General features: G+C 44.6%; 18 protein-coding genes. 14 read left to right on the forward strand and 4 right to left on the reverse strand.

What is annotated here, in order from left to right; all coding sequences use genetic code 11:
• Positions 1 to 35 precede the first annotated feature (35 nt).
• The 5 genes from ACO1B7_RS08020 to ACO1B7_RS08040 all read left to right on the forward strand — a co-directional run bounded on the left by ACO1B7_RS08020 (position 36) and on the right by ACO1B7_RS08040 (position 6,867).
• Complete coding sequence (locus ACO1B7_RS08020; RefSeq protein WP_423090026.1) at positions 36 to 500, forward strand: YchJ family protein; 465 nt, start codon at positions 36 to 38, stop codon at positions 498 to 500.
• A 61-nt stretch (positions 501 to 561) separates the two neighbouring features.
• Complete coding sequence (locus ACO1B7_RS08025; RefSeq protein ID WP_004644893.1) at positions 562 to 1,206, forward strand: trimeric intracellular cation channel family protein; 645 nt, start codon at positions 562 to 564, stop codon at positions 1,204 to 1,206.
• Positions 1,207 to 1,335: 129 nt separating this feature from the next.
• Positions 1,336 to 2,655 (forward strand): niacin transporter NiaP, encoded by a 1,320-nt coding sequence (gene niaP / locus ACO1B7_RS08030; RefSeq protein ID WP_004644895.1) that lies wholly within the window; start codon positions 1,336 to 1,338, stop codon positions 2,653 to 2,655.
• Positions 2,656 to 2,820: 165 nt separating this feature from the next.
• Positions 2,821 to 5,040, forward strand: a complete 2,220-nt coding sequence (parC, locus tag ACO1B7_RS08035) for a DNA topoisomerase IV subunit A (RefSeq protein ID WP_423090027.1) — start codon at positions 2,821 to 2,823, stop codon at positions 5,038 to 5,040.
• 150 nt (positions 5,041 to 5,190) lie between these two features.
• Positions 5,191 to 6,867, forward strand: a complete 1,677-nt coding sequence (locus tag ACO1B7_RS08040; protein WP_423090028.1) for an AMP-binding protein — start codon at positions 5,191 to 5,193, stop codon at positions 6,865 to 6,867.
• Between the two features lie 50 nt (positions 6,868 to 6,917).
• Here ACO1B7_RS08040 and ACO1B7_RS08045 read toward each other — a convergent pair whose 3' ends face one another.
• Entirely contained in the window at positions 6,918 to 7,298 is a 381-nt protein-coding gene (locus ACO1B7_RS08045) for a hypothetical protein (RefSeq protein ID WP_004732541.1), read from the reverse strand.
• 100 nt (positions 7,299 to 7,398) lie between these two features.
• Between ACO1B7_RS08045 and ACO1B7_RS08050 the strand changes: the two genes are divergently transcribed.
• Positions 7,399 to 7,797 (forward strand): MAPEG family protein, encoded by a 399-nt coding sequence (locus ACO1B7_RS08050; RefSeq protein WP_216986392.1) that lies wholly within the window; start codon positions 7,399 to 7,401, stop codon positions 7,795 to 7,797.
• A 117-nt stretch (positions 7,798 to 7,914) separates the two neighbouring features.
• Positions 7,915 to 8,451, forward strand: a complete 537-nt coding sequence (ppa, locus tag ACO1B7_RS08055) for an inorganic diphosphatase (protein WP_004281037.1) — start codon at positions 7,915 to 7,917, stop codon at positions 8,449 to 8,451.
• 95 nt (positions 8,452 to 8,546) lie between these two features.
• Here ppa and ACO1B7_RS08060 read toward each other — a convergent pair whose 3' ends face one another.
• A complete protein-coding gene (locus tag ACO1B7_RS08060; protein ID WP_085064600.1) occupies positions 8,547 to 9,893 on the reverse strand; it encodes an OprD family outer membrane porin in 1,347 nt (448 codons plus the stop codon).
• Positions 9,894 to 10,490: 597 nt separating this feature from the next.
• Here ACO1B7_RS08060 and ACO1B7_RS08065 point away from each other — a divergent pair.
• Positions 10,491 to 11,225 carry a TorF family putative porin gene (locus ACO1B7_RS08065; RefSeq protein ID WP_216986391.1) on the forward strand — a complete coding sequence of 245 codons (735 nt, stop codon included), beginning with the start codon at positions 10,491 to 10,493 and terminating at the stop codon, positions 11,223 to 11,225.
• 47 nt (positions 11,226 to 11,272) lie between these two features.
• Here ACO1B7_RS08065 and ACO1B7_RS08070 read toward each other — a convergent pair whose 3' ends face one another.
• A complete protein-coding gene (locus ACO1B7_RS08070; protein ID WP_364484362.1) occupies positions 11,273 to 12,763 on the reverse strand; it encodes a YifB family Mg chelatase-like AAA ATPase in 1,491 nt (496 codons plus the stop codon).
• Between the two features lie 66 nt (positions 12,764 to 12,829).
• Entirely contained in the window at positions 12,830 to 13,057 is a 228-nt protein-coding gene (locus tag ACO1B7_RS08075; RefSeq protein WP_004732524.1) for an accessory factor UbiK family protein, read from the reverse strand.
• Between the two features lie 277 nt (positions 13,058 to 13,334).
• Between ACO1B7_RS08075 and glnK the strand changes: the two genes are divergently transcribed.
• From glnK to ACO1B7_RS08105, 6 genes are all read left to right on the forward strand, one after another.
• On the forward strand, positions 13,335 to 13,673 hold the full coding sequence (gene glnK, locus ACO1B7_RS08080; protein ID WP_004281042.1) for a P-II family nitrogen regulator: 339 nt from the start codon (positions 13,335 to 13,337) through the stop codon (positions 13,671 to 13,673).
• A 59-nt stretch (positions 13,674 to 13,732) separates the two neighbouring features.
• Positions 13,733 to 15,145 (forward strand): ammonium transporter, encoded by a 1,413-nt coding sequence (locus ACO1B7_RS08085; protein ID WP_086044356.1) that lies wholly within the window; start codon positions 13,733 to 13,735, stop codon positions 15,143 to 15,145.
• A gap of 140 nt (positions 15,146 to 15,285) precedes the next feature.
• Positions 15,286 to 15,750 (forward strand): transcriptional regulator NrdR, encoded by a 465-nt coding sequence (nrdR, locus tag ACO1B7_RS08090; RefSeq protein WP_004281044.1) that lies wholly within the window; start codon positions 15,286 to 15,288, stop codon positions 15,748 to 15,750.
• Between the two features lie 2 nt (positions 15,751 to 15,752).
• Positions 15,753 to 16,841 carry a bifunctional diaminohydroxyphosphoribosylaminopyrimidine deaminase/5-amino-6-(5-phosphoribosylamino)uracil reductase RibD gene (ribD, locus tag ACO1B7_RS08095; RefSeq protein ID WP_086044357.1) on the forward strand — a complete coding sequence of 363 codons (1,089 nt, stop codon included), beginning with the start codon at positions 15,753 to 15,755 and terminating at the stop codon, positions 16,839 to 16,841.
• Positions 16,838 to 18,130 carry a DNA adenine methylase gene (locus tag ACO1B7_RS08100; RefSeq protein WP_086044358.1) on the forward strand — a complete coding sequence of 431 codons (1,293 nt, stop codon included), beginning with the start codon at positions 16,838 to 16,840 and terminating at the stop codon, positions 18,128 to 18,130. Before ribD ends, ACO1B7_RS08100 begins: the two co-directional genes overlap by 4 nt.
• A 22-nt stretch (positions 18,131 to 18,152) precedes the next feature.
• Entirely contained in the window at positions 18,153 to 18,812 is a 660-nt protein-coding gene (locus tag ACO1B7_RS08105; protein WP_086044359.1) for a riboflavin synthase, read from the forward strand.
• Positions 18,813 to 18,913 lie beyond the last annotated feature (101 nt).

An 18,913-nucleotide genomic window follows, 5' to 3' on the forward strand; every position in this document is an offset into this window, starting at 1 on the left:
AGCCCGCATTGTCGGGCTATTTTTATGGAACTGAAATGTCAGAAGCATGTCCATGTGGACAAGGCGAATATCACAGTTGTTGTCAGCCACTGCATGTAGGGCAACGGGCCGCAGAGACTGCACAGCAACTCATGCGTTCCCGTTATAGTGCCTTTGCCAAGCATGAAATCGATTACATCAAAACCACGACTGCGCTGGGTCAGCAACAAGCGCTGGACCTGCAGGCAATTAGTGAATGGAGTAAAGCCAATCAATGGTTAAAGCTTGAAATTGTTCAAGTCAATGAAAAATTAGATAAAAATCATGCCTTAGTCGAGTTTAAGGCACATTATCATGATGGCAAGCAGGCACAGGTGCATCATGAAGCTTCGCATTTTGTGAAGTTTGAAGGTCGCTGGTATTTTCTGGATCCGACGACAGACCAGACCATCACCATGAAACAGGTCTGCATTTGTGGCTCGGGGAAAAAATTTAAGCAATGTTGTGCCGGATTCTTATAACTTTCACACAGATTTAGCTTAGAATAGCCGCCATCTCAAAGCCTCAGGTGGAAGCAGGGCGATGTTACTGACCGTCATCTATATTATTGCAATTACCGCTGAAGCCATGACCGGAGCACTGTCCGCTGGCCGGCGCAGCATGGACTGGTTTGGCGTGATGATTATTGCCTGTGTTACTGCACTGGGTGGTGGTTCGGTCCGCGATGTTCTGCTCGGACATTATCCCCTGACCTGGGTCAAACATCCCGAATATCTGGTGCTGACCTGTTGCGCAGCCTTCGTCACTATCCTGATTGCCAAATGGATGCGACAGTTACGTAATGTCTTCCTGGTGCTGGATGCCTTGGGCCTGATTGGCTTTACCATTATTGGCTGCCAGATTGCCCTGGAAATGGGACATGGTTTTGTGGTCAGCGCCGTCGCGGGTGTTTTGACCGGAGTGTCTGGCGGGATTTTGCGTGACATTTTATGTAATGACGTGCCGCTGGTGTTCCGCCGTGAACTGTATGCCAGTATTGCCTTTGTTTCAGTGATCTTTTACTGGCTCTGTAGCCACTACGGCTTGTCGCAGGATCTGACCATTTTGTCTACCCTGATTTTTGGTTTTAGCTTACGTCTGATCGCCATCTATTTTGGTCTGGAAATGCCAAAATTCATTTATAAAGATGATGATGAGCACTCGGCATCTTCCAAAGACGAATCTTAATTTTTAAATGTATAAAGTGCGGCAATAAAAATAGCCGCATTCAGCTCAATTCGTAGTATAAAAAATATAAAGCAGCCCACCTGTTGAGAAAGCAGCATCTCCCGTTCCACCTGATCAGAGATTTTTGTTATGGATTTAGTTTCTCGCATACAACGCTTACCGATTGGTAGGTTTCACTACACCTTGCTGGTGGTGATTGGACTGGGCTGGATGTTTGATGCGATGGATACCGGATTGATTTCCTTTATCCTGGCAAAAATGGCTGAAGACTGGCAGATGACTGCCGATCAAAAAAGCTGGGTGGTGTCGATCGGTTTTGTCGGCATGGCGATCGGGGCGATTTGTTCAGGTGGCCTGGCAGACCGTTTTGGCCGTAAAACAGTCTTTGCTGCGACCCTGGTCATTTATAGCCTGGCCACTGCAGCTTGTGCTTTTGCACCGGATCTGACCTGGCTGCTGGTATTCCGTTTTATCGTCGGTTTGGGCTTGGGTGGTCAGCTACCCGTGGCCGTAACGCTGGTCAGTGAATATATTCCTGCGCATGTACGTGGCCGTTTTATTGTCTTGCTGGAAAGTTTTTGGGGGCTGGGCTGGCTGGTCGCGGCGCTAGTATCGCGCTTTATCATTCCAGATTTTGGCTGGCAAACCGCTTTCATGATTGGTGGCCTGCCTGCGCTGTATGCCATCGTGATCTGGAAAATGGTGCCGGAATCTATTCCTTTCCTGATTAACCGTGGCCGTATAGAGGAAGCTTCGGCACTGGTGAAAAAGATTGAGCGTCAATGTGGCGTTCAAGTCTATGAAATTTTTGAAGTGAAACCGGTCGCAGAGAAGCAGAATATTTCATTTTCCCAGTTATGGTCGGGTATCTTTGCGCGCCGTACGCTTATGCTCTGGCTGATCTGGTTCGGTATTATCTTTTCCTATTATGGCATCTTTACCTGGTTGCCAAGTTTACTGGTCAAAGAAGGCTATAGCATTGTCCAGTCATTTGAATATGTGCTGATTATGATTCTGGCGCAGTTGCCCGGTTATCTTGTGGCGGCATGGCTGGTCGAAAAACTCGGTCGTAAGCCGACTTTGGCCGGCTTTATTGGCATGTGCGCGATTTCTGCCTATTTCTTTGGCCAGTCGGGTAGTGTTACTGAAATCGTGATTTGGGGCTGTCTGATGTCCTTCTTTAATCTCGGTGCCTGGGGCGTACTCTATACTTATACCCCGGAACAATATCCGACCAATATCCGTGCCTTTGGTTCAGGCTGGGCTGGCGCAGTAGGCCGGATTGGCGGTATCGCGGCACCTTTTGCCGTAACCCATCTGATGGGCATGCCCAATGGTTTCAGCTATGTCTTTACCATGTTTACGGCAGTTCTGGTGGCTGTCGCGATTGTGATTCTGGTCCTGGGTGAAGAAACCAAGGGCAAGACCCTGGAATCGATGGGCTTATAAACAGAATGATTTTTTAGTTGCTTAGGGCCTATAAAGTGGATATTTTTAGGCCATAAGACACAAATTGTCGCGCTGAACGATTTGATGCCCTTGTGTCATCTACAGCCACGACTTAGCATAAGAAACATTGATACAAAAACGAATTATTTAGGACTATAGGTTGTTATGACAAGCCTTGCGCATCATGCGACAGAAAACCGCTCCGTAGCAGAATTTACCGAACAAGCTTATCTGAATTACGCCATGTACGTGATTATGGATCGGGCACTCCCTCATATTAGCGATGGCCTGAAACCGGTACAGCGCCGGATTGTCTATGCCATGAGTGAGCTGGGCCTGAAATGGACCAGCAAACCGAAGAAATCGGCACGTACTGTTGGTGACGTATTGGGTAAATACCATCCGCATGGTGACTCGGCCTGTTATGAAGCCATGGTGCTGATGGCACAGCCCTTTAGTTATCGTTACCCGTTTATTGAGGGACAGGGCAACTGGGGTTCACCCGATGATCCAAAGTCTTTCGCAGCGATGCGTTATACCGAAGCCAAGCTTTCCCAGTACAGTGAACTATTACTGTCTGAGCTGGGTCAGGGCACCTGTGAATGGCAGGACAACTTTGATGGTTCGATGAAAGAACCGGTGAACTTGCCGGCACGTGTACCGAATATTTTGCTGAATGGTACCACTGGCATTGCAGTCGGTATGGCCACTGACATTCCACCACATAACCTGCGTGAAGTGGTCAAAGGTACGATTGCGCTGATTCGTAATCCGAACCTGACCGATGAAAAAATCGCAGAATATATTCCTGCGCCAGATTTGCCGACCAAAGCCGAAATTATCACCCCGCCTGCTGAACTGTTAAAAATTCAAACCACAGGTCGTGGCAGCTACCGCATGCGTGCGGTTTATAGCGTCGATAAAAACGAAATTATCATCACCGAACTGCCTTATCAGGTGTCAGGTTCCAAAATCATCACCCAGATTGCCGATCAGATGCAGGCCAAAAAACTGCCACTGGTCAGTGATGTACGGGATGAATCGGATCATGCTAATCCAACCCGTTTAGTCATTGTTCTGCGTTCGAATCGTATTGATGCCGAATCGGTGATGAGTCACTTATTTGCCACCACCGATCTGGAATCCAGCTACCGCGTCAACATGAACATGATTGGCGCGGATGGCCGTCCACAGGTGAAGTCGATTCGTCGTATTTTGCTAGAATGGATCGAAATTCGTAAAACCACGGTAACGCGCCGTCTGCAATATCATCTGAACAAGATCGAAAAACGTCTGCATATTCTCGGTGGTCTGATCATTGCTTATCTGAATATTGATGAAGTGATTCAGATTATCCGTGAAGAAGATCAGCCAAAACCAGTTTTGATGCAGCGTTTTAATATTGACGAGATTCAGGCCGAAGCGATTCTGGAATTGAAATTGCGTCATTTGGCCAAGCTTGAAGAAATGGAAATGCGCCGTGAGCAGGAAGAACTGGAAGCGAAAGCAGCAGTGATTCGTGAACAACTGGCCAATCCGGAATCTTTAAAAAACCTGATCATTGCTGAACTGAAAGACGATGCCAAGAAATTTGGTGATGATCGCCGTTCGCCAATCGTGCAGCGCGCTGAAGCTGCTGCGATCAATGAAACTGAAATGTTGCCGGCCGATCCGGTGACGGTGGTGTTATCAGAGGCAGGTTGGATTCGCTGTGCCAAAGGTCATGAAGTCGATGCAGAAAATCTGAATTTCCGTGCCGGTGATCAGTACTTGAGTCATGCACAGGGCAAATCCAACCAACGCGTTTATGTATTAGATGACACTGGGCGTAGCTATGCCTTGGCCATCAATATGTTGCCGTCTGCGCGTGGTCTGGGCGAACCGCTCAGTTCAAAACTGTCTCCAGGCAGCGGAGTGGGTTTTAAACAGGTTCTGGTGGCAGAGGATGAAACTGAAATTCTAGCAGCAAGCAACAAAGGCTATGGCTTTAAAACCCAGGCCAAGCAGCTGGATACCAGTGCCAAAGCCGGGAAAGCTTTCCTGAATTTATCTGAAGGGGCAGAGGTCATGAACCTGCAGCCACTCGAAGATGCCACACATGTTGCACTGCTCAGTTCAGCAGGACGCCTGTTGATTGTCGATTTAGCAGAATTACCTGTACTGAACAAAGGTAAAGGAAATAAATTGATACAACTTGAAGGTGATGAACAAATTTTGTCCATGACAATATTGAAGCTTGATGAAATAATTCAAGTGCTTGCAGGACAACAGCAGTTAAAATTAAAAGGGGATGATTTGCGCAAATATATCGGTAAGCGCGGTGCAAAAGGACAGCTTTTACCACGCGGATATCAAAAAGCAAATAAACTGTTGATTCAAAGATAAGACTAGCATCCATCCTGCGAAATACGTTATATATGAACAACGATTCAACAAGATGGATGCAATATCGCACATATACAAGTCTAAAAATGGCGTGTGATATTGAAAAAAACAGTTGAAATACTAAGGATTATGATTGGAGAGATGGCCATTATGGAAAAAATTTGGTTTGCTGAATACCAAAAAACAGGGATTCCAGAAACAGTAGAATTACCAGCAGAAAATACTTCTCTAGTAGATGTTTTTGAGCGTAATTTCCAAAAATTCGGCTCGCGTGATGCCTTTATCTTTATGGATAAGGCAATGACTTTCAATGAACTGGAAGAGGCGAGCCGTAAGTTTGCAACTTATCTACAAAGCTTGGGGTTGGCAAAAGGTTCACGTGTGGCAGTGATGATGCCAAACGTTCTTCAGTATCCGGTTGTGGCACTTGGGGTGTTCCGCGCAGGTTTGGTATTGGTCAACGTGAATCCACTCTACACATCGCGTGAACTTGAGCATCAATTGAATGACTCAGGTGCTGAAGTACTGGTGATTATTGAAAACTTTGCTTCTGTTTATCAAGCGATTATTGGTAAAACACCAGTGAAGCATGTCGTGGTCGCTTCTGTCGGTGACATGCTGGGTGCCTTGAAAGGAACTTTGGTAAATTTTGTCTTGCGTTCTGTGCGCAAGCAAATTCCAGCTTGGGATATTCCAGGCCATGTGAGATTTAATGCGGCGTTATCTAAAGTTAATCCAAGTAACTATAAACGCCCTGAATTGACCCTTAGCAATACAGCAGTTCTTCAATACACAGGTGGTACCACAGGCGTATCTAAAGGCGCTGAACTGACACATCGTAACCTGGTTGCGAACATGCTGCAGTGTGACGGCATCTTCCAGAGTAAATTTGGTGCGCAAGATGGTCAGCCAGATGACCGTATTTTCTGTGCTTTGCCGCTTTATCATATCTTTGCATTCATGGTATGCGCACTTTACGGTATGTACAAAGGTCAGGCGAATGTTCTGATTCCAAACCCGCGTGATTTACCTGCGGTGATGAAAGAGCTACGTAAATACCAGCCGACTTTCTTCCCGGCAGTGAACACACTTTTCAATGCGCTGGTAAACAATGAAGAGTTTAAGCAACTTGATCATAGTAAACTGAAAATGGCGATGGGCGGCGGTATGGCCGTACTTCCTTCTACTGCAGCAGCATGGAAGAAAGTTACCGGAACCAATATCGTTGAAGGCTATGGTTTGTCTGAAACTTCTCCGGTGGCAACAGCAAACCCACCTGCGTCTGAAGAATTCAGTGGCACTATTGGTATTCCATTACCATTGACTGAAGTGGCTATTCTGGATGATGAAGGCAATGAAGTTCCACTGGGTGAGCAAGGTGAAATTTCAATCCGTGGTCCTCAGGTCATGAAAGGCTATTGGAACCGTCCGGATGAAACTGAAAAAGTCATGGTGAATGGCTTCTTCCGTACCGGTGATATCGGTGTCATGGATTCACGTGGTTATGTGAAAATTGTAGACCGTAAGAAAGACATGATTCTAGTGTCTGGTTTTAACGTCTATCCATCTGAAATTGAAGAAGTTGTAGCAACTCATCCAAAAGTACTGGAAGTGGCCGCGATTGGTGTGCCAGATGAAAAATCAGGTGAAGTACCAAAATTGTTTGTCGTGAAAAAAGATCCATCTTTAACCACAGAAGAAGTTTTAGCATTTGCTAAAGAAAACCTGACCGGTTATAAACGTCCACGTTATGTCGAGTTTATGGATGAATTGCCAAAATCAAACGTAGGTAAAATCCTGCGTAAAGATCTGCGTAAAACAGCCTAATACCTCAAAGAAAAAAAGCGCCGTTAGGCGCTTTTTTTGATTTAGGCTTTTTATTTTTTCATTAACCAGCGGTCAAAATACGGACGGCCTACGCCAACCACCCCCAAGAAGATAAACATGGTGCCAAACTGACGGGTAAATCCGGTTTGATTAAAGCTGCCATAACTTAGAATGTTATCGATCACACAATAAACCAGAATCGCGACCAGCCAGTGCCAGAGAGGCGTACGCTTGATACCTACGAAATAAAAGGCAATCCATAAAATGGCAAAGGTGAAGATTGGCGACCAGATATTCATATTGGCACAAATGACGGCCATTAAAAATGCCACGATCGGTAGGACAATTTTTAATACGCGATCCACTTGACGTTGATGCTGGCGTTGTTTCTCGAGGACATCGAACATTTCATTTTGATCAGGTGCGACCATAGTGAATCCTTAACAAGTAATAAAAAGCACTCTATTTAACAAAATTTATTCACGAAATGCCATGCTATGATAGAGATAAAATTTTCATGAGAAAAAACAGATGCACAGCATTAGTGGGGTTATTTATCTCATTTTGGCCGCTTGTCTTTTGCCTTATGTGTTTACATTGATTGCAAAAAAATCAGCAGGCTTCAGCAGCAAAGACAATCAGAACCCACGGGCATTTTTAGAAAAGTCTTCAGGCTTGGCCAGTCGCGCCAATGCTGCCCAGCAGAATAGCTTTGAAAGTTTGCCACTCTTTATTGCTGCGATCTTGATGGCAGAGTACATGGTGATATCACAAGATTTGGTCATGATTTTTGGTGTGGCTTATCTGGTTTTTCGAGTGTTGTACGGAATCTGCTATTTGGCTAACTGGGCAACTTTACGCTCCATTGTATGGTTGCTCTCGATGCTATGTCCGGTGGCTTTATTGCTGCTGATCATCAAGTTGGTTTAAGTCATCAGGTCTGCGGACATATTTACAGTTCAATATTTTAAAATCCAAAAAAATCTTTAAAAACCGTTATAATTGTCGCGGTTTTTTAAAAGATATAATTTGTTAAAGAGTGATGCTATGAGCTACAGCAATATCCCAGCGGGTAAAGATGCGCCAAACGATATCTATGTGATCATCGAAATTCCTGCAAATGCAGCACCAATCAAATACGAAATCGATAAAGATTCTGATGCGTTATTTGTAGACCGTTTCATGGGTACAGCAATGTTCTACCCAGCAAACTACGGTTATGTACCAAACACACTATCGCTTGATGGTGACCCATTAGACGTACTGGTGGTAACACCTCATCCAGTAGAGCCAGGTTCAGTCATTCGTTGTCGTCCTGTCGGTAAATTGAACATGGAAGATGATGGTGGTGTTGATGCGAAACTGGTTGCAGTTCCACATGACAAACTGACTCCAATCTACAAAGATGTTCAGGAATATACTGATCTTCCTCCATTGTTGATCAGCCAGATCGAACATTTCTTCCAGCATTACAAAGACCTTGAGCCAGGCAAATGGGTCAAGCTGAGTGGTTGGGAAGGTGCTGATGTTGCGAAACAAGAAGTACTGGACTCAATTGCTGCTTATGCAGAAGCAAATAAATAATTGCTTTTTATCGTTCAGGTTTTAACTTTTTAAAGCCTGGAATAAAAAAACCTGCACAATGTGCAGGTTTTTTTATGGCTTGAAACTCAAGTGAATTAGAATAATTTCACAGGAATGTCTAACCAGATACGCCATTCATTAGTGTCACCAATGTAGTTTCCGTATTGGTATTCATCACTCGCACGGTAGTATGAGTGACGTACACGTAAGCTAGTGTCTTTAGCAAAACCAGATTGAACTGTATATTTTACCTGATTAAAGAATTCACGTTCTTGAGCATCACTAGTGATTAATTGAGAGCGATCATTTTGATTAGCAACATCAATATCCCAACCATAAACAAATGCAGAAGTCCAAGATAGGCCAGGAACATTCATTGCACCGAAATCATAAGTGTATTGAAGCTGTGCTGATTTTTCATCATTACCAATGAAGTCAGACAGGTATGAGTTCGGCATATAAATGGTTTGATGACCATCACCTACACCTTTACCTAAACCATAGTCATAACCTGTATTACCCGTATTTTGTTGGTAAGCAAGCATGACATTGTGTGGGCCTTTATTATAGGTCGTAGAAATTGCCCAAATATTGTTGCTTAAGTTATTAAAGTCATCAGTTGTATGTGAGTATGTATATGCACTGACGTCGGATTTTTTATCCCAATCAGTATGATAGCCACTAAAGTCATGAGTTAAAGTACTACCATTCGCCAATGCATAACTATAATTGGCATTGACATAATGACGCTCTAGGCGGTCTTTAATGTCTGTACCATAATAAGAAGCATTAACTGCATCATTAAATTTGTATTTTGCACCCCAAACTACTGCGCGATCCAATTCATTACCATCAGATTTGATCTGGCTTGAACGCTGGTTTTCAGTAAATTTACCAGCAACGAGGCTTAAGTTTTCGATTTCATTACTTTCAACCAATACACCTGTAAAGTATTCAGGTACTAAACGCGCAGTATTGCTTGCAAGTACAGGTAAGTCTAAAACCTGAGTACCATAAGTAGCAGTCGTGTTTGAAACACGTGCTTTTACATATGCGCCGCCACGTGCCCAGTGATCATAAGCTGAACCATCGGGATGTTGAGGAATCATGTCATTACCGGCATGTGCATTTTCACCCAATTTGAAAGATGCATCACCAATGATACCCGCACCAAAGCCGACTACACCTTTGGTAAAACCAGAGTCTAATTTAACGATCGCAGTTTGAGCAGCTGAGCTTGTATCATTAACAACTTCACGTGCACCGGTTTGATTGTCGTTATAGTTGATTTTATCGCGGTGCAAATAACCGGTACGGAAAAGTACAGAACCTTCTGCATCTTCTACAAAACCTTTCGATTCACTTTGCTCGCTAGCGAAAGCAGTAGAAACCAAAGCAGCCTGAATCAAAACTGCTAACGTTAATTTTTTTGAATTTTGCATTGGGAAGAGAGCCTTATACAAATTGATCGGAATTTTTTAGGAATTGTATAAGAAATGCTGAAAAAATGTCATTTTTTATTAGATATATTCCACTAAAGTTTAGATTTTTTTAACTCAAATTAAACAATAGCAAGGATTTGAGGTGATTAATTTTCAACCTGTCGGTAAAAAGTTAGTAAAAACATAACTCTATTGACAGGTATAAATGATATTTCTGAAGTGATGAAATGAATATGATCAGCTTGTTTATTTTGGAAAGTCCAAAAAATATGATCAAAAATTACGCACTATTTTTTAGCACAAATTTTGATCATTACAAAAATGGAATCAAAATAGGGCAAATTGTAAATGATTATGTATAAGTATTAAAAAATTGATGAAATACCCTTAACTACATTTATTTAAAAGAAAGCTTAGATAATTCATTTTTTCATAATTTTAATTTTTATTTAAAAACAATGATTTAAATTTTATTTTTCTTTTTAGATTTATTATTTTGGTTCCTTTTATCCAGATTGGCATAGCTCTTGCAAATTTTGAGCTTGAGTTTAATCAATGATCATAAAAACGTCTCAGACGATCTGGGGGAGCCACACAATGAAATTAACATTAAAAGTATTATCTCTTGCTTTATTGGGCGCTGTATCTTCTTTTTCTTTTGCCGAAGAACCTGTTGCTGAACATACGGTATCTGGAAATATAAGCGTACTTTCAAGCTATAACCTGCGTGGTATTACTAACATTCCTGAAAATAGCGGCGCTACCTTACAAGGTGGACTCGATTATAACCATGCGTCTGGCTTCTATGTAGGTTGGTGGGGATCTACGCTAGATTACACTTTGTCTGAAGAAGGACGTGATGCTTTCGAAAATAACTTCTATGCTGGCTATAGCCACGCAGTCAATGATGACTTAGGTTTAACGATCGGTACGACTTACTACTATTATTATGAATCTGATGTCAATTCTGATGGATTTGAGCTGTTATTGGGTATGAGCTATAAAGATTTGGGCGTTACAGCACAAACCCTTCTTGAAGATACCACTTGGGGCAATGCAGGTGATACCTATTTAAAAGCCACTTATAGCTATGCTTTACCACAAGATTTCAGCTTGGATACAGCTTTAGGCTTATATGCTTATGAAAAATCAGGTGACTTTATTGAAGGAACTACAGAAAGTTTTGGTTTCCGTCATTTTGACATCGGTTTAAGCAAGCCACTTGGTGACACAGGTGTAACTGCAAGCATGAATTATATTTTGGGTGGTTATGATCGTTTTGATGAAAAACAAAAGAATAAAGTCGTATTCGGGCTCGGTTATAGCTTCTAATCCTCTTTAGATAAAAAGGCGACCTTAGGTCGCCTTTTTTTAATGATCTAAATCTGCTGCTGCCCGCGATAAGACAGGGCCTCCGAAAGATGCTGACTTTGAATATCTGGACTTTGATTTAAATCGGCAATGGTGCGTGCAACACGCAAGACCCGATGATAGCCGCGCGCTGATAAATTCAGTTTTTGTTGAGCTATTTCAAGCATATTCTGAGCAGACTGATCTAATGCGGCATATTGCTCTAGCTGCTTTGGACTCAAACTCATATTCGAGGTATTTTGCCGTTGCATCTGAATTTCATAGGCTGCAATGACGCGTTGTCTAACCGTTTCTGAGTTTTCTGTAGGTCGATTGTCCTGTAACTCATGCGCCTGTAATGGCGGTACATCAATATGCAAATCAATCCGATCCAGCAGGGGGCCTGAAATCCGGTTCTGATAGCGTTTAATACTTTCTGGTGAGCATTGGCAGCGGATATCCTGATTAAAGGCATATCCACACGGGCAGGGATTCATGGCAGCCACTAACTGGAAATTGGCCGGAAAGGTAATTTGGCGTGATGCTCGGGAAATGACGATTTCCTTCGCTTCCAAAGGCTGCCGTAAGACTTCCAGAACTTTGCGGTCGAATTCAGGCAGTTCGTCCAGAAATAAAACCCCTAAATGCGCCAGGGTAATTTCTCCTGGCTTGGGGTGTGAGCCGCCACCGACCAATGCTACCGCCGAAGCAGTATGGTGGGGTGCTCGAAAAGGCCGTTGCCCAAAAGGGTGATTGGCATTCGCCACCGAATAAATACTGGCGACTTCCAGATTTTCCTGCGTCTTTAAGGGTGGCAAAATACTGGCCAATCGAGAAGCCAGCAAGGTCTTGCCTGTTCCGGGTGGGCCTCGAAACAGCAGGGAATGACCACCTGCCGCAGCAATTTCCAAGCCACGCCGTGGTCGTAATTGTCCTTTTACATCCGCCAGATCAAACTTATAAAAATGGTCTGTATTGAGTGGACTGGCTTCTATTTGCGGTAAGCGCTGCGCTTGGGAAAGATGTTCACACACTTCTTTTAAATGATTGGCTGCAAAGACTTTAAAGTCTGGGAGCTGACAGGCTTCCTGTGCATTGGGGCCAGGCAAAATCAGTTGATGCTGGTCACTTTGACAGGCAATGGCAATACTTAAGGTGCCGCTGACAGGACGTAATTGACCATCGAGGGCCAATTCTCCAATAAATTCAAGATGCTCGGTGCAATTTTCAGGCAGCTGCCCAGAGGCCACTAAAATACCTAAAGCAATCGGTAAGTCCAGACGTGAGCCATCTTTTGGCAGATCTGCAGGGGCCAGATTAATGGTCAGACGTTTGGTTGGAAATTGAAAGCCGCTATTCAAAATGGCAGAACGGACCCGGTCTTTACTTTCACGTACCGCCGCTTCGGGAAGCCCCACTATAGTGAGTGAAGGCATACCCGAACTGACATGAACTTCGACTTCAATTAAAGGCGCATGCAGGCCCAGCAAGCCTCGCGTATAAATTTTGGCAAAAGACATTATTATTGTTCCAATTTGGTGCGTTATTTTTATAGTTCTGGTGTCTTTTATGCACTGTAGTTGTGCTTATTTTTTGTTCGAAATTCTCTCTTCTAATGCTTCCACCTGTTTGAGCAAATCATTCAGGCGATGATTGGCATTATTTAGGGCAGTACGCTGACGTTCTATTTCTTCTTTAGACACCAAATCCATTTTCGCCACAGCTTCATTTAACAAGGCACGGATATTATGTTCCAAATCTTTCTTAGGTTGTTCGACTTGCTGCAAAATTGCTTGTAATAAAGTTTCAATCATTGTCTGATCCATCGCCGTAGAAAGGAACCGACAGTTTAGCATTGCTAAAATGCAGACTATAGTATTTCAGACAAAATATAGACTTATTCGATTAAAGATATTGTAAAAATCCACATAAAAAATGTCTATTTTTTGAAGATTCGAAGCCTTTATCCGTATAAAATAAGGTATAAATAAACCACATGCCGGGCTTTCTAATTTCCCCCGACCTTAGGAATCTTGGCATGAAATTTGAACGTAAAACCTTACTGGTGAAATAAGCCGAAGGAAAACAAACATGAAGCTCGTAACTGCAATTGTAAAACCTTTTAAATTAGACGATGTTCGCGAAGCATTGTCTGAAATTGGTGTTCAAGGCATCACTGTAACTGAAGTGAAAGGCTTTGGTCGTCAAAAAGGCCATACTGAACTCTATCGTGGTGCTGAATACGTTGTAGATTTCTTGCCGAAAGTCAAAATTGAAATCGCGATTAGCGATGAAATGGTAGACGCGGTGATTGAATCTATTACTCGTGTGGCGAGCACTGGAAAAATCGGTGACGGAAAAATTTTCGTTACTAACTTGGAACAAGTCATCCGTATTCGTACAGGTGAAACAGGTGCAGACGCTGTCTAACTTGGCACGAAGTTTGCTGAGTACCTAATAACTCACAAAAACTTGGTTGGGGGATACGAATGAAAAAAATGCTACTCGCGTTCGGCATGGCCGGCGCTCTTTTTGGTGGTTCTGTTGCATGGGCTGAAGAAGCTGCAACAGCAACAACACCGACAGAAGAAATTGTGCTTGTTGAAGAAGCAGGCGATACAACAAATACAACAACAGACACTACAGCAGCAATTGCTGAAGCAGCGCCAGTTGAAGCTGCAGCACCTGCAGAAGAAGAACCAACGCTAGATACCGGCGATACCGCTTGGGTTTTAACCTCTACCGCTCTAGTTTTACTCATGACCATTCCTGGCTTGGCGCTATTTTATGGCGGTATGGTCCGTAAGAAAAACGTTCTGGCGACGATGGCACATAGCTTTATTGCTGCGGCGGTGGTGAGTATTGCCTGGGTGATTATTGGTTATACCCTCGCTTTCGGTGAAGGCAATGCCTTTATAGGTGGCCTGGACAAGTTCATGCTGGCCGGTATTACCACAGAGGCGCTTTCAGGCACGATTCCTGAAATCCTGTTTGTGATTTTCCAAATGACTTTTGCCATCATTACGGTTGCCATCATCAGCGGTTCGATTGCAGAGCGTATGAAATTTGGTGCTTTCGTTGCTTTCATCGCACTTTGGGTGGTGATTGTCTATGCACCAATTACCCACTGGGTATGGGGTGGTGGCTGGTTAGGTAATGACGGCGCGCTTGATTTTGCCGGTGGTACGGTTGTACATATCAACTCGGGTGTTGCCGGTCTGGTCGCAGCGTATATGTTAGGCAAACGTATGGGCTTGGGCCGTGAATCTATGGCACCGCATAACCTGACGCTTACTGTGGTCGGTGCATCTTTACTCTGGGTAGGCTGGTTCGGTTTCAACGGTGGTTCTGCATTAGGTGCCAACGGTTCTGCAGGCTATGCTTTGGTCGTGACTCAAGTCGCAGCAGCGGCAGCAGCTATCTCCTGGTTAATCACTGAAAAACTGGCACGTGGTAAAGCTTCTGTACTGGGCGGCGTATCGGGCGCAGTTGCTGGTCTGGTGGTCATTACTCCAGCTGCAGGTTTTGTGACTGTAGGCGGCGCATTGGCGATGGGTCTGATCGGTGGTGTGGTGTGCTTCTGGGGGATTACTGCACTGAAACGCGCATTGAAAGCCGATGATTCTTTAGATGCTTTTGGCCTGCATGGTGTAGGTGGTATTGTTGGCGCGATTTTAACGGCCTTCTTTGCCAGCGAATTCATCATGGGTGACAATGCTCCTGCCAATGTCATGCATCAGCTTTGGGTGCAAGTGGAAGGTGTGCTGGCAACGATTGCTTACTCTGCGATCATGACCTTCATTATCCTGAAAGTCATCGACTTGATCATTGGAATCCGTGTGGCATCTGATGATGAGCGTATGGGTCTGGATTTAAGTCAACATGGCGAACGTGTCGAATAATAATAAATACACCATAATCAATATATAGTGTAAAACAGCCCGAATGGGCTGTTTTTTTTCTATATGTTGCGTAAAACTCTACAAAGTTTGTAATTTTTGCTACACTCGGAATCCATCTGGATTTGTTCAATTAAACCGCTATGCATTGCCCATTTTGCAATACTGCAGACAGTAAAGTGATTGATTCACGCCTGGCAGCTGAAGGCTGTCAGATTCGTCGTCGCCGTGAATGTGTCAGTTGTAATGAACGCTTCACTACCTTTGAAAGCTATGAAGTGGTGATGCCGCGCGTCATCAAGTCGGATGGCAAGAATGAACCTTTCGATGAAGCCAAATTACGTCGTTCCCTGATGCATGCCTTGCAAAAACGCCCGGTGACCCAGGAGCAGATTGAAACGGTGCTGAGCGATATTCAGCTACAGATTCGCCGTTTAGGTGAGCGTGACGTGAAATCTCGTACCATTGGTGAAATCGTGATGCAGTCTTTATTCGCACTTGATCATGTTGCTTATGTGCGTTTCGCTTCGGTCTATCAGGATTTTCAGGATGTCGAAGCTTTTCGTCATCAGATTGAACAGATGCAACAACGAGAATTACAAGAATAAGTATGGCTGAACTGAATCAAGATCAAATCTGGATGCAGCGGGCCATTGAACTGGCACGTCAAGGTCAATACTCGACCAAGCCCAATCCGAATGTCGGCTGTGTCATTGTCAAAGATGGCGTCATTATCGGTGAGGGTTTTCATCCTCAAGCAGGGCAGCCGCATGCTGAAGTATTCGCGCTGCGTCAGGCTAGTGAGCAGGCACGTGGTGCAACCGCGTATGTCACTTTGGAGCCGTGTGCGCATTATGGGCGAACGCCGCCATGTGCCAAGGGTCTGGTTGAAGCTGGTGTGGCTAAAGTGGTCGTGGCCTGTCCTGATCCAAATCCGCTGGTGGCGGGCAAGGGTGTACAGATTTTAAAAGATGCCGGTATCGATGTTGAAGTCGGGATTGGTCAGGAACAAGCGCATCAGCTGAATCAAGGTTTCCTGAAAGCCATGGCGACCGGCATGCCGTATGTGCGACTTAAAATTGCATCCAGTCTGGATGGCCGTACGGCGATGGCATCCGGTGAATCGAAATGGATTACCGGAGCCGAGGCGCGTCAGGACGTGCAGTATTGGCGGGCCATTTCCGGTGCAGTCATCACTGGGATTGAAACAGTTCTGGCCGATGACTGTCAGCTGAATGTGCGGCAACTCGATGGCATTGAAGATATTGAAACAGTAGTACAGCCCAAGCGTATCATTTTGGATCGTCAGGGGCGTTTGCCATTAACGGCGAAAATTCTAGCGCAAGCCGACACCGTGTTGGTGATGGGACCTTTTCGGCAAGAGCTGGCCGATCTGGGTGTGTTACAATTGCCGGTACAGCCTTTAAAACAATTATTGTCCCAGCTGGCTGAGCAGCATCAGATTTATGATGTCTTGGTGGAAGCAGGGGCGACCTTATCTACGGCATTTTTACAAGAACAATTGGTTGATGAACTGATCAGTTACGTTGCACCGACCTTATTGGGTCAGTCTGCACGTACTATGTTTAATGCAGAATTCAGCCTTATGGCAGAACAACTCCGATTTAAGCTGCGCGATGTGACCCGCTTGGGTGATGACGTGCGCTTCAGGTTAATTCCTTTTCAAGAGACACTATGAGTTCAGAGTCTACGGTTTATCATAAACGTCGCCATGCGGCACGTACCACCGATGAATATCTTTTCCATCAGCTGGTTCCTTATCTGGGCAACAAACGCCGTTTATTACATTTGATTCTGGAAGCACTTGAAATTACAGGAACTCTGAAGCGTGAAGATGGCCGTGCGCCGATTTTTGCTGATTTTTTTGCTGGTTCTGGTGTGGTATCACGCTTAGCCCGTCAAAATGGTTATCGCGTGATTGCCAATGACTGGGAACCCTATAGCCATGCATTGAATCATGCGGTGCTGGCCTGTACTGAAGCACCGGCGTTTAAAGAATTGGGTGGTTATCAGAAAGCCATTGATTATCTGAACCGTCTGCCGGAAGTGAAAGGCTGGGTCACGCATAACCTGTGTCCGCGCAATGATGAAATTTATGATCCCGCCCGTGACCGTTTGTTCTTTAAACGTCGTAACGGCATGCGTATTGATGCGATTCGTCAGCAGATTGCAGCCTGGCAGGCACAAGGTGCAATTGATGATGTGGAAATGTCTGCCTTGCTGGCACCCTTGCTGTATTCCGCCAGTTTTGTCAGCAATACTTCTGGTGTTTTCAAAAGCTTTCACCATGGTTGGGGCGGGAAAACCCAAACTGCGCTGGAACGGATTGAATCTTTACTATGGTTAACGCCAAGTCGTTTTTGTGAATCGGATCAGAAAAAAGGAATGGCCGCAGAAATGTGGTGTGTCGATGCCCAGCATTTGGCCAACCAGATGAGTGGTTTTGAAGTGGATGTGGCTTATCTGGATCCACCGTATAATCAGCATGCCTATAGCAGTAATTATCATGTGCTGAATGCGCTGACCTTATGGGATCAGGCCGATTTGCCGACTCCAGATACCAAGGGCTTTAAGAGCGGGATTGACCGGGCATGGCGCAAAGAGCGTCCGAGCCAGTACAATTCCTCTAAATATGCCAAAGAAGCTTACGAGAGCCTGTTGGCCACCATCAATGCACGTTTCATTCTGACCAGTTATTCAACTGACGGTAATATCAGCGCTACCGATTTGTTACAGGCCAATCTGAAACGTGGCCGGGTGACTTTGCTGACCCAGGATGTGCCGCGTTATCGTGTTAGCAAACAGCGCCAGTCTGAACGTGCCCGCGTGCTGGAATTTATTGTGATTACCGATACCCACGCCAAGTCAGGTCCACCGATCCGTCAATTACTCAGCCAGCTGCATCATTATGCAGAATTGGGTGGTGTGGATACGACCGGCGTTAGTACCCAGTTGGCCCTCTGGTAAAAGAATTGAAAAGGAAATAAAAATGTTTACAGGTATTATCGAAAGCCTCGGCAAAGTCGAAAGTCTGCAAAGCGTTGGTGGTGATGTACGTTTACGCATCCAGACCGATCTGGACATGTCCGATGTACATCTGGGTGATTCTATTGCGACCAACGGCATCTGCCTGACCGTGATCGACTGGGGCGAGAAGTGGTATGCGGCTGATGTTTCCCGTGAAAGCCTGAACCGGACCACACTCGGCACCTGGAAAGCCGGTCAACCTGTCAATGTTGAAAAAGCCATGTTGCCAACTACGCGTTTTGGTGGTCATATTGTGTCAGGTCATGTCGATGCAGTCGGCGAGATCACGCTGGTTCGTGAAGATGCACGTTCGATTTATTATGAAGTCACTGCACCGGCCGAAATTGCCAAATATCTGGCAGAAAAAGGCTCGGTTACAGTTGATGGTATTAGCCTGACGATTAATCATTTGCGTGGCAGTGTGATCAGTCTGAACCTGATTCCGCATACCGCTGAACGGACCAATATAGGTACCTGGAAAGTTGGCAGCAAGGTCAATCTGGAAGTGGATGTATTGGCACGTTATATTGAACGTTTATTACTGGGTGATAAAGCCGCTGAAACTACTGAGCAATCAAAAATCAGCATGGATTTCCTGGCTGAAAATGGTTTCTTAAAATAAGAGAAATGTTGATTTACTGAACAGTCTGATTGAAAAATTAGACTGTTTTTTTATTTTTCGGGATAATCAGCAGTTCAACTTGCAAATATTGCCTTGGTGGA

Source organism: Acinetobacter lwoffii (assembly GCF_049367455.1).
GTDB classification, from domain to species: Bacteria; Pseudomonadota; Gammaproteobacteria; order Pseudomonadales; family Moraxellaceae; genus Acinetobacter; species Acinetobacter lwoffii_W.

Bases quoted from the DNA above. Each gene is read 5' to 3' on its own strand.
- ACO1B7_RS08020 (WP_423090026.1), top strand. From the start codon at position 36: ATGTCAGAAGCATGTCCATGTGGACAAGGCGAATATCACAGTTGTTGT.
- ACO1B7_RS08025 (WP_004644893.1), top strand. From the start codon at position 562: ATGTTACTGACCGTCATCTATATTATTGCAATTACCGCTGAAGCCATG.
- niaP (WP_004644895.1), top strand. From the start codon at position 1,336: ATGGATTTAGTTTCTCGCATACAACGCTTACCGATTGGTAGGTTTCAC.
- parC (WP_423090027.1), top strand. From the start codon at position 2,821: ATGACAAGCCTTGCGCATCATGCGACAGAAAACCGCTCCGTAGCAGAA.
- ACO1B7_RS08040 (WP_423090028.1), top strand. From the start codon at position 5,191: ATGGAAAAAATTTGGTTTGCTGAATACCAAAAAACAGGGATTCCAGAA.
- ACO1B7_RS08045 (WP_004732541.1), bottom strand. From the start codon at position 7,298: ATGGTCGCACCTGATCAAAATGAAATGTTCGATGTCCTCGAGAAACAA.
- ACO1B7_RS08050 (WP_216986392.1), top strand. From the start codon at position 7,399: ATGCACAGCATTAGTGGGGTTATTTATCTCATTTTGGCCGCTTGTCTT.
- ppa (WP_004281037.1), top strand. From the start codon at position 7,915: ATGAGCTACAGCAATATCCCAGCGGGTAAAGATGCGCCAAACGATATC.
- ACO1B7_RS08060 (WP_085064600.1), bottom strand. From the start codon at position 9,893: ATGCAAAATTCAAAAAAATTAACGTTAGCAGTTTTGATTCAGGCTGCT.
- ACO1B7_RS08065 (WP_216986391.1), top strand. From the start codon at position 10,491: ATGAAATTAACATTAAAAGTATTATCTCTTGCTTTATTGGGCGCTGTA.
- ACO1B7_RS08070 (WP_364484362.1), bottom strand. From the start codon at position 12,763: ATGTCTTTTGCCAAAATTTATACGCGAGGCTTGCTGGGCCTGCATGCG.
- ACO1B7_RS08075 (WP_004732524.1), bottom strand. From the start codon at position 13,057: ATGATTGAAACTTTATTACAAGCAATTTTGCAGCAAGTCGAACAACCT.
- glnK (WP_004281042.1), top strand. From the start codon at position 13,335: ATGAAGCTCGTAACTGCAATTGTAAAACCTTTTAAATTAGACGATGTT.
- ACO1B7_RS08085 (WP_086044356.1), top strand. From the start codon at position 13,733: ATGAAAAAAATGCTACTCGCGTTCGGCATGGCCGGCGCTCTTTTTGGT.
- nrdR (WP_004281044.1), top strand. From the start codon at position 15,286: ATGCATTGCCCATTTTGCAATACTGCAGACAGTAAAGTGATTGATTCA.
- ribD (WP_086044357.1), top strand. From the start codon at position 15,753: ATGGCTGAACTGAATCAAGATCAAATCTGGATGCAGCGGGCCATTGAA.
- ACO1B7_RS08100 (WP_086044358.1), top strand. From the start codon at position 16,838: ATGAGTTCAGAGTCTACGGTTTATCATAAACGTCGCCATGCGGCACGT.
- ACO1B7_RS08105 (WP_086044359.1), top strand. From the start codon at position 18,153: ATGTTTACAGGTATTATCGAAAGCCTCGGCAAAGTCGAAAGTCTGCAA.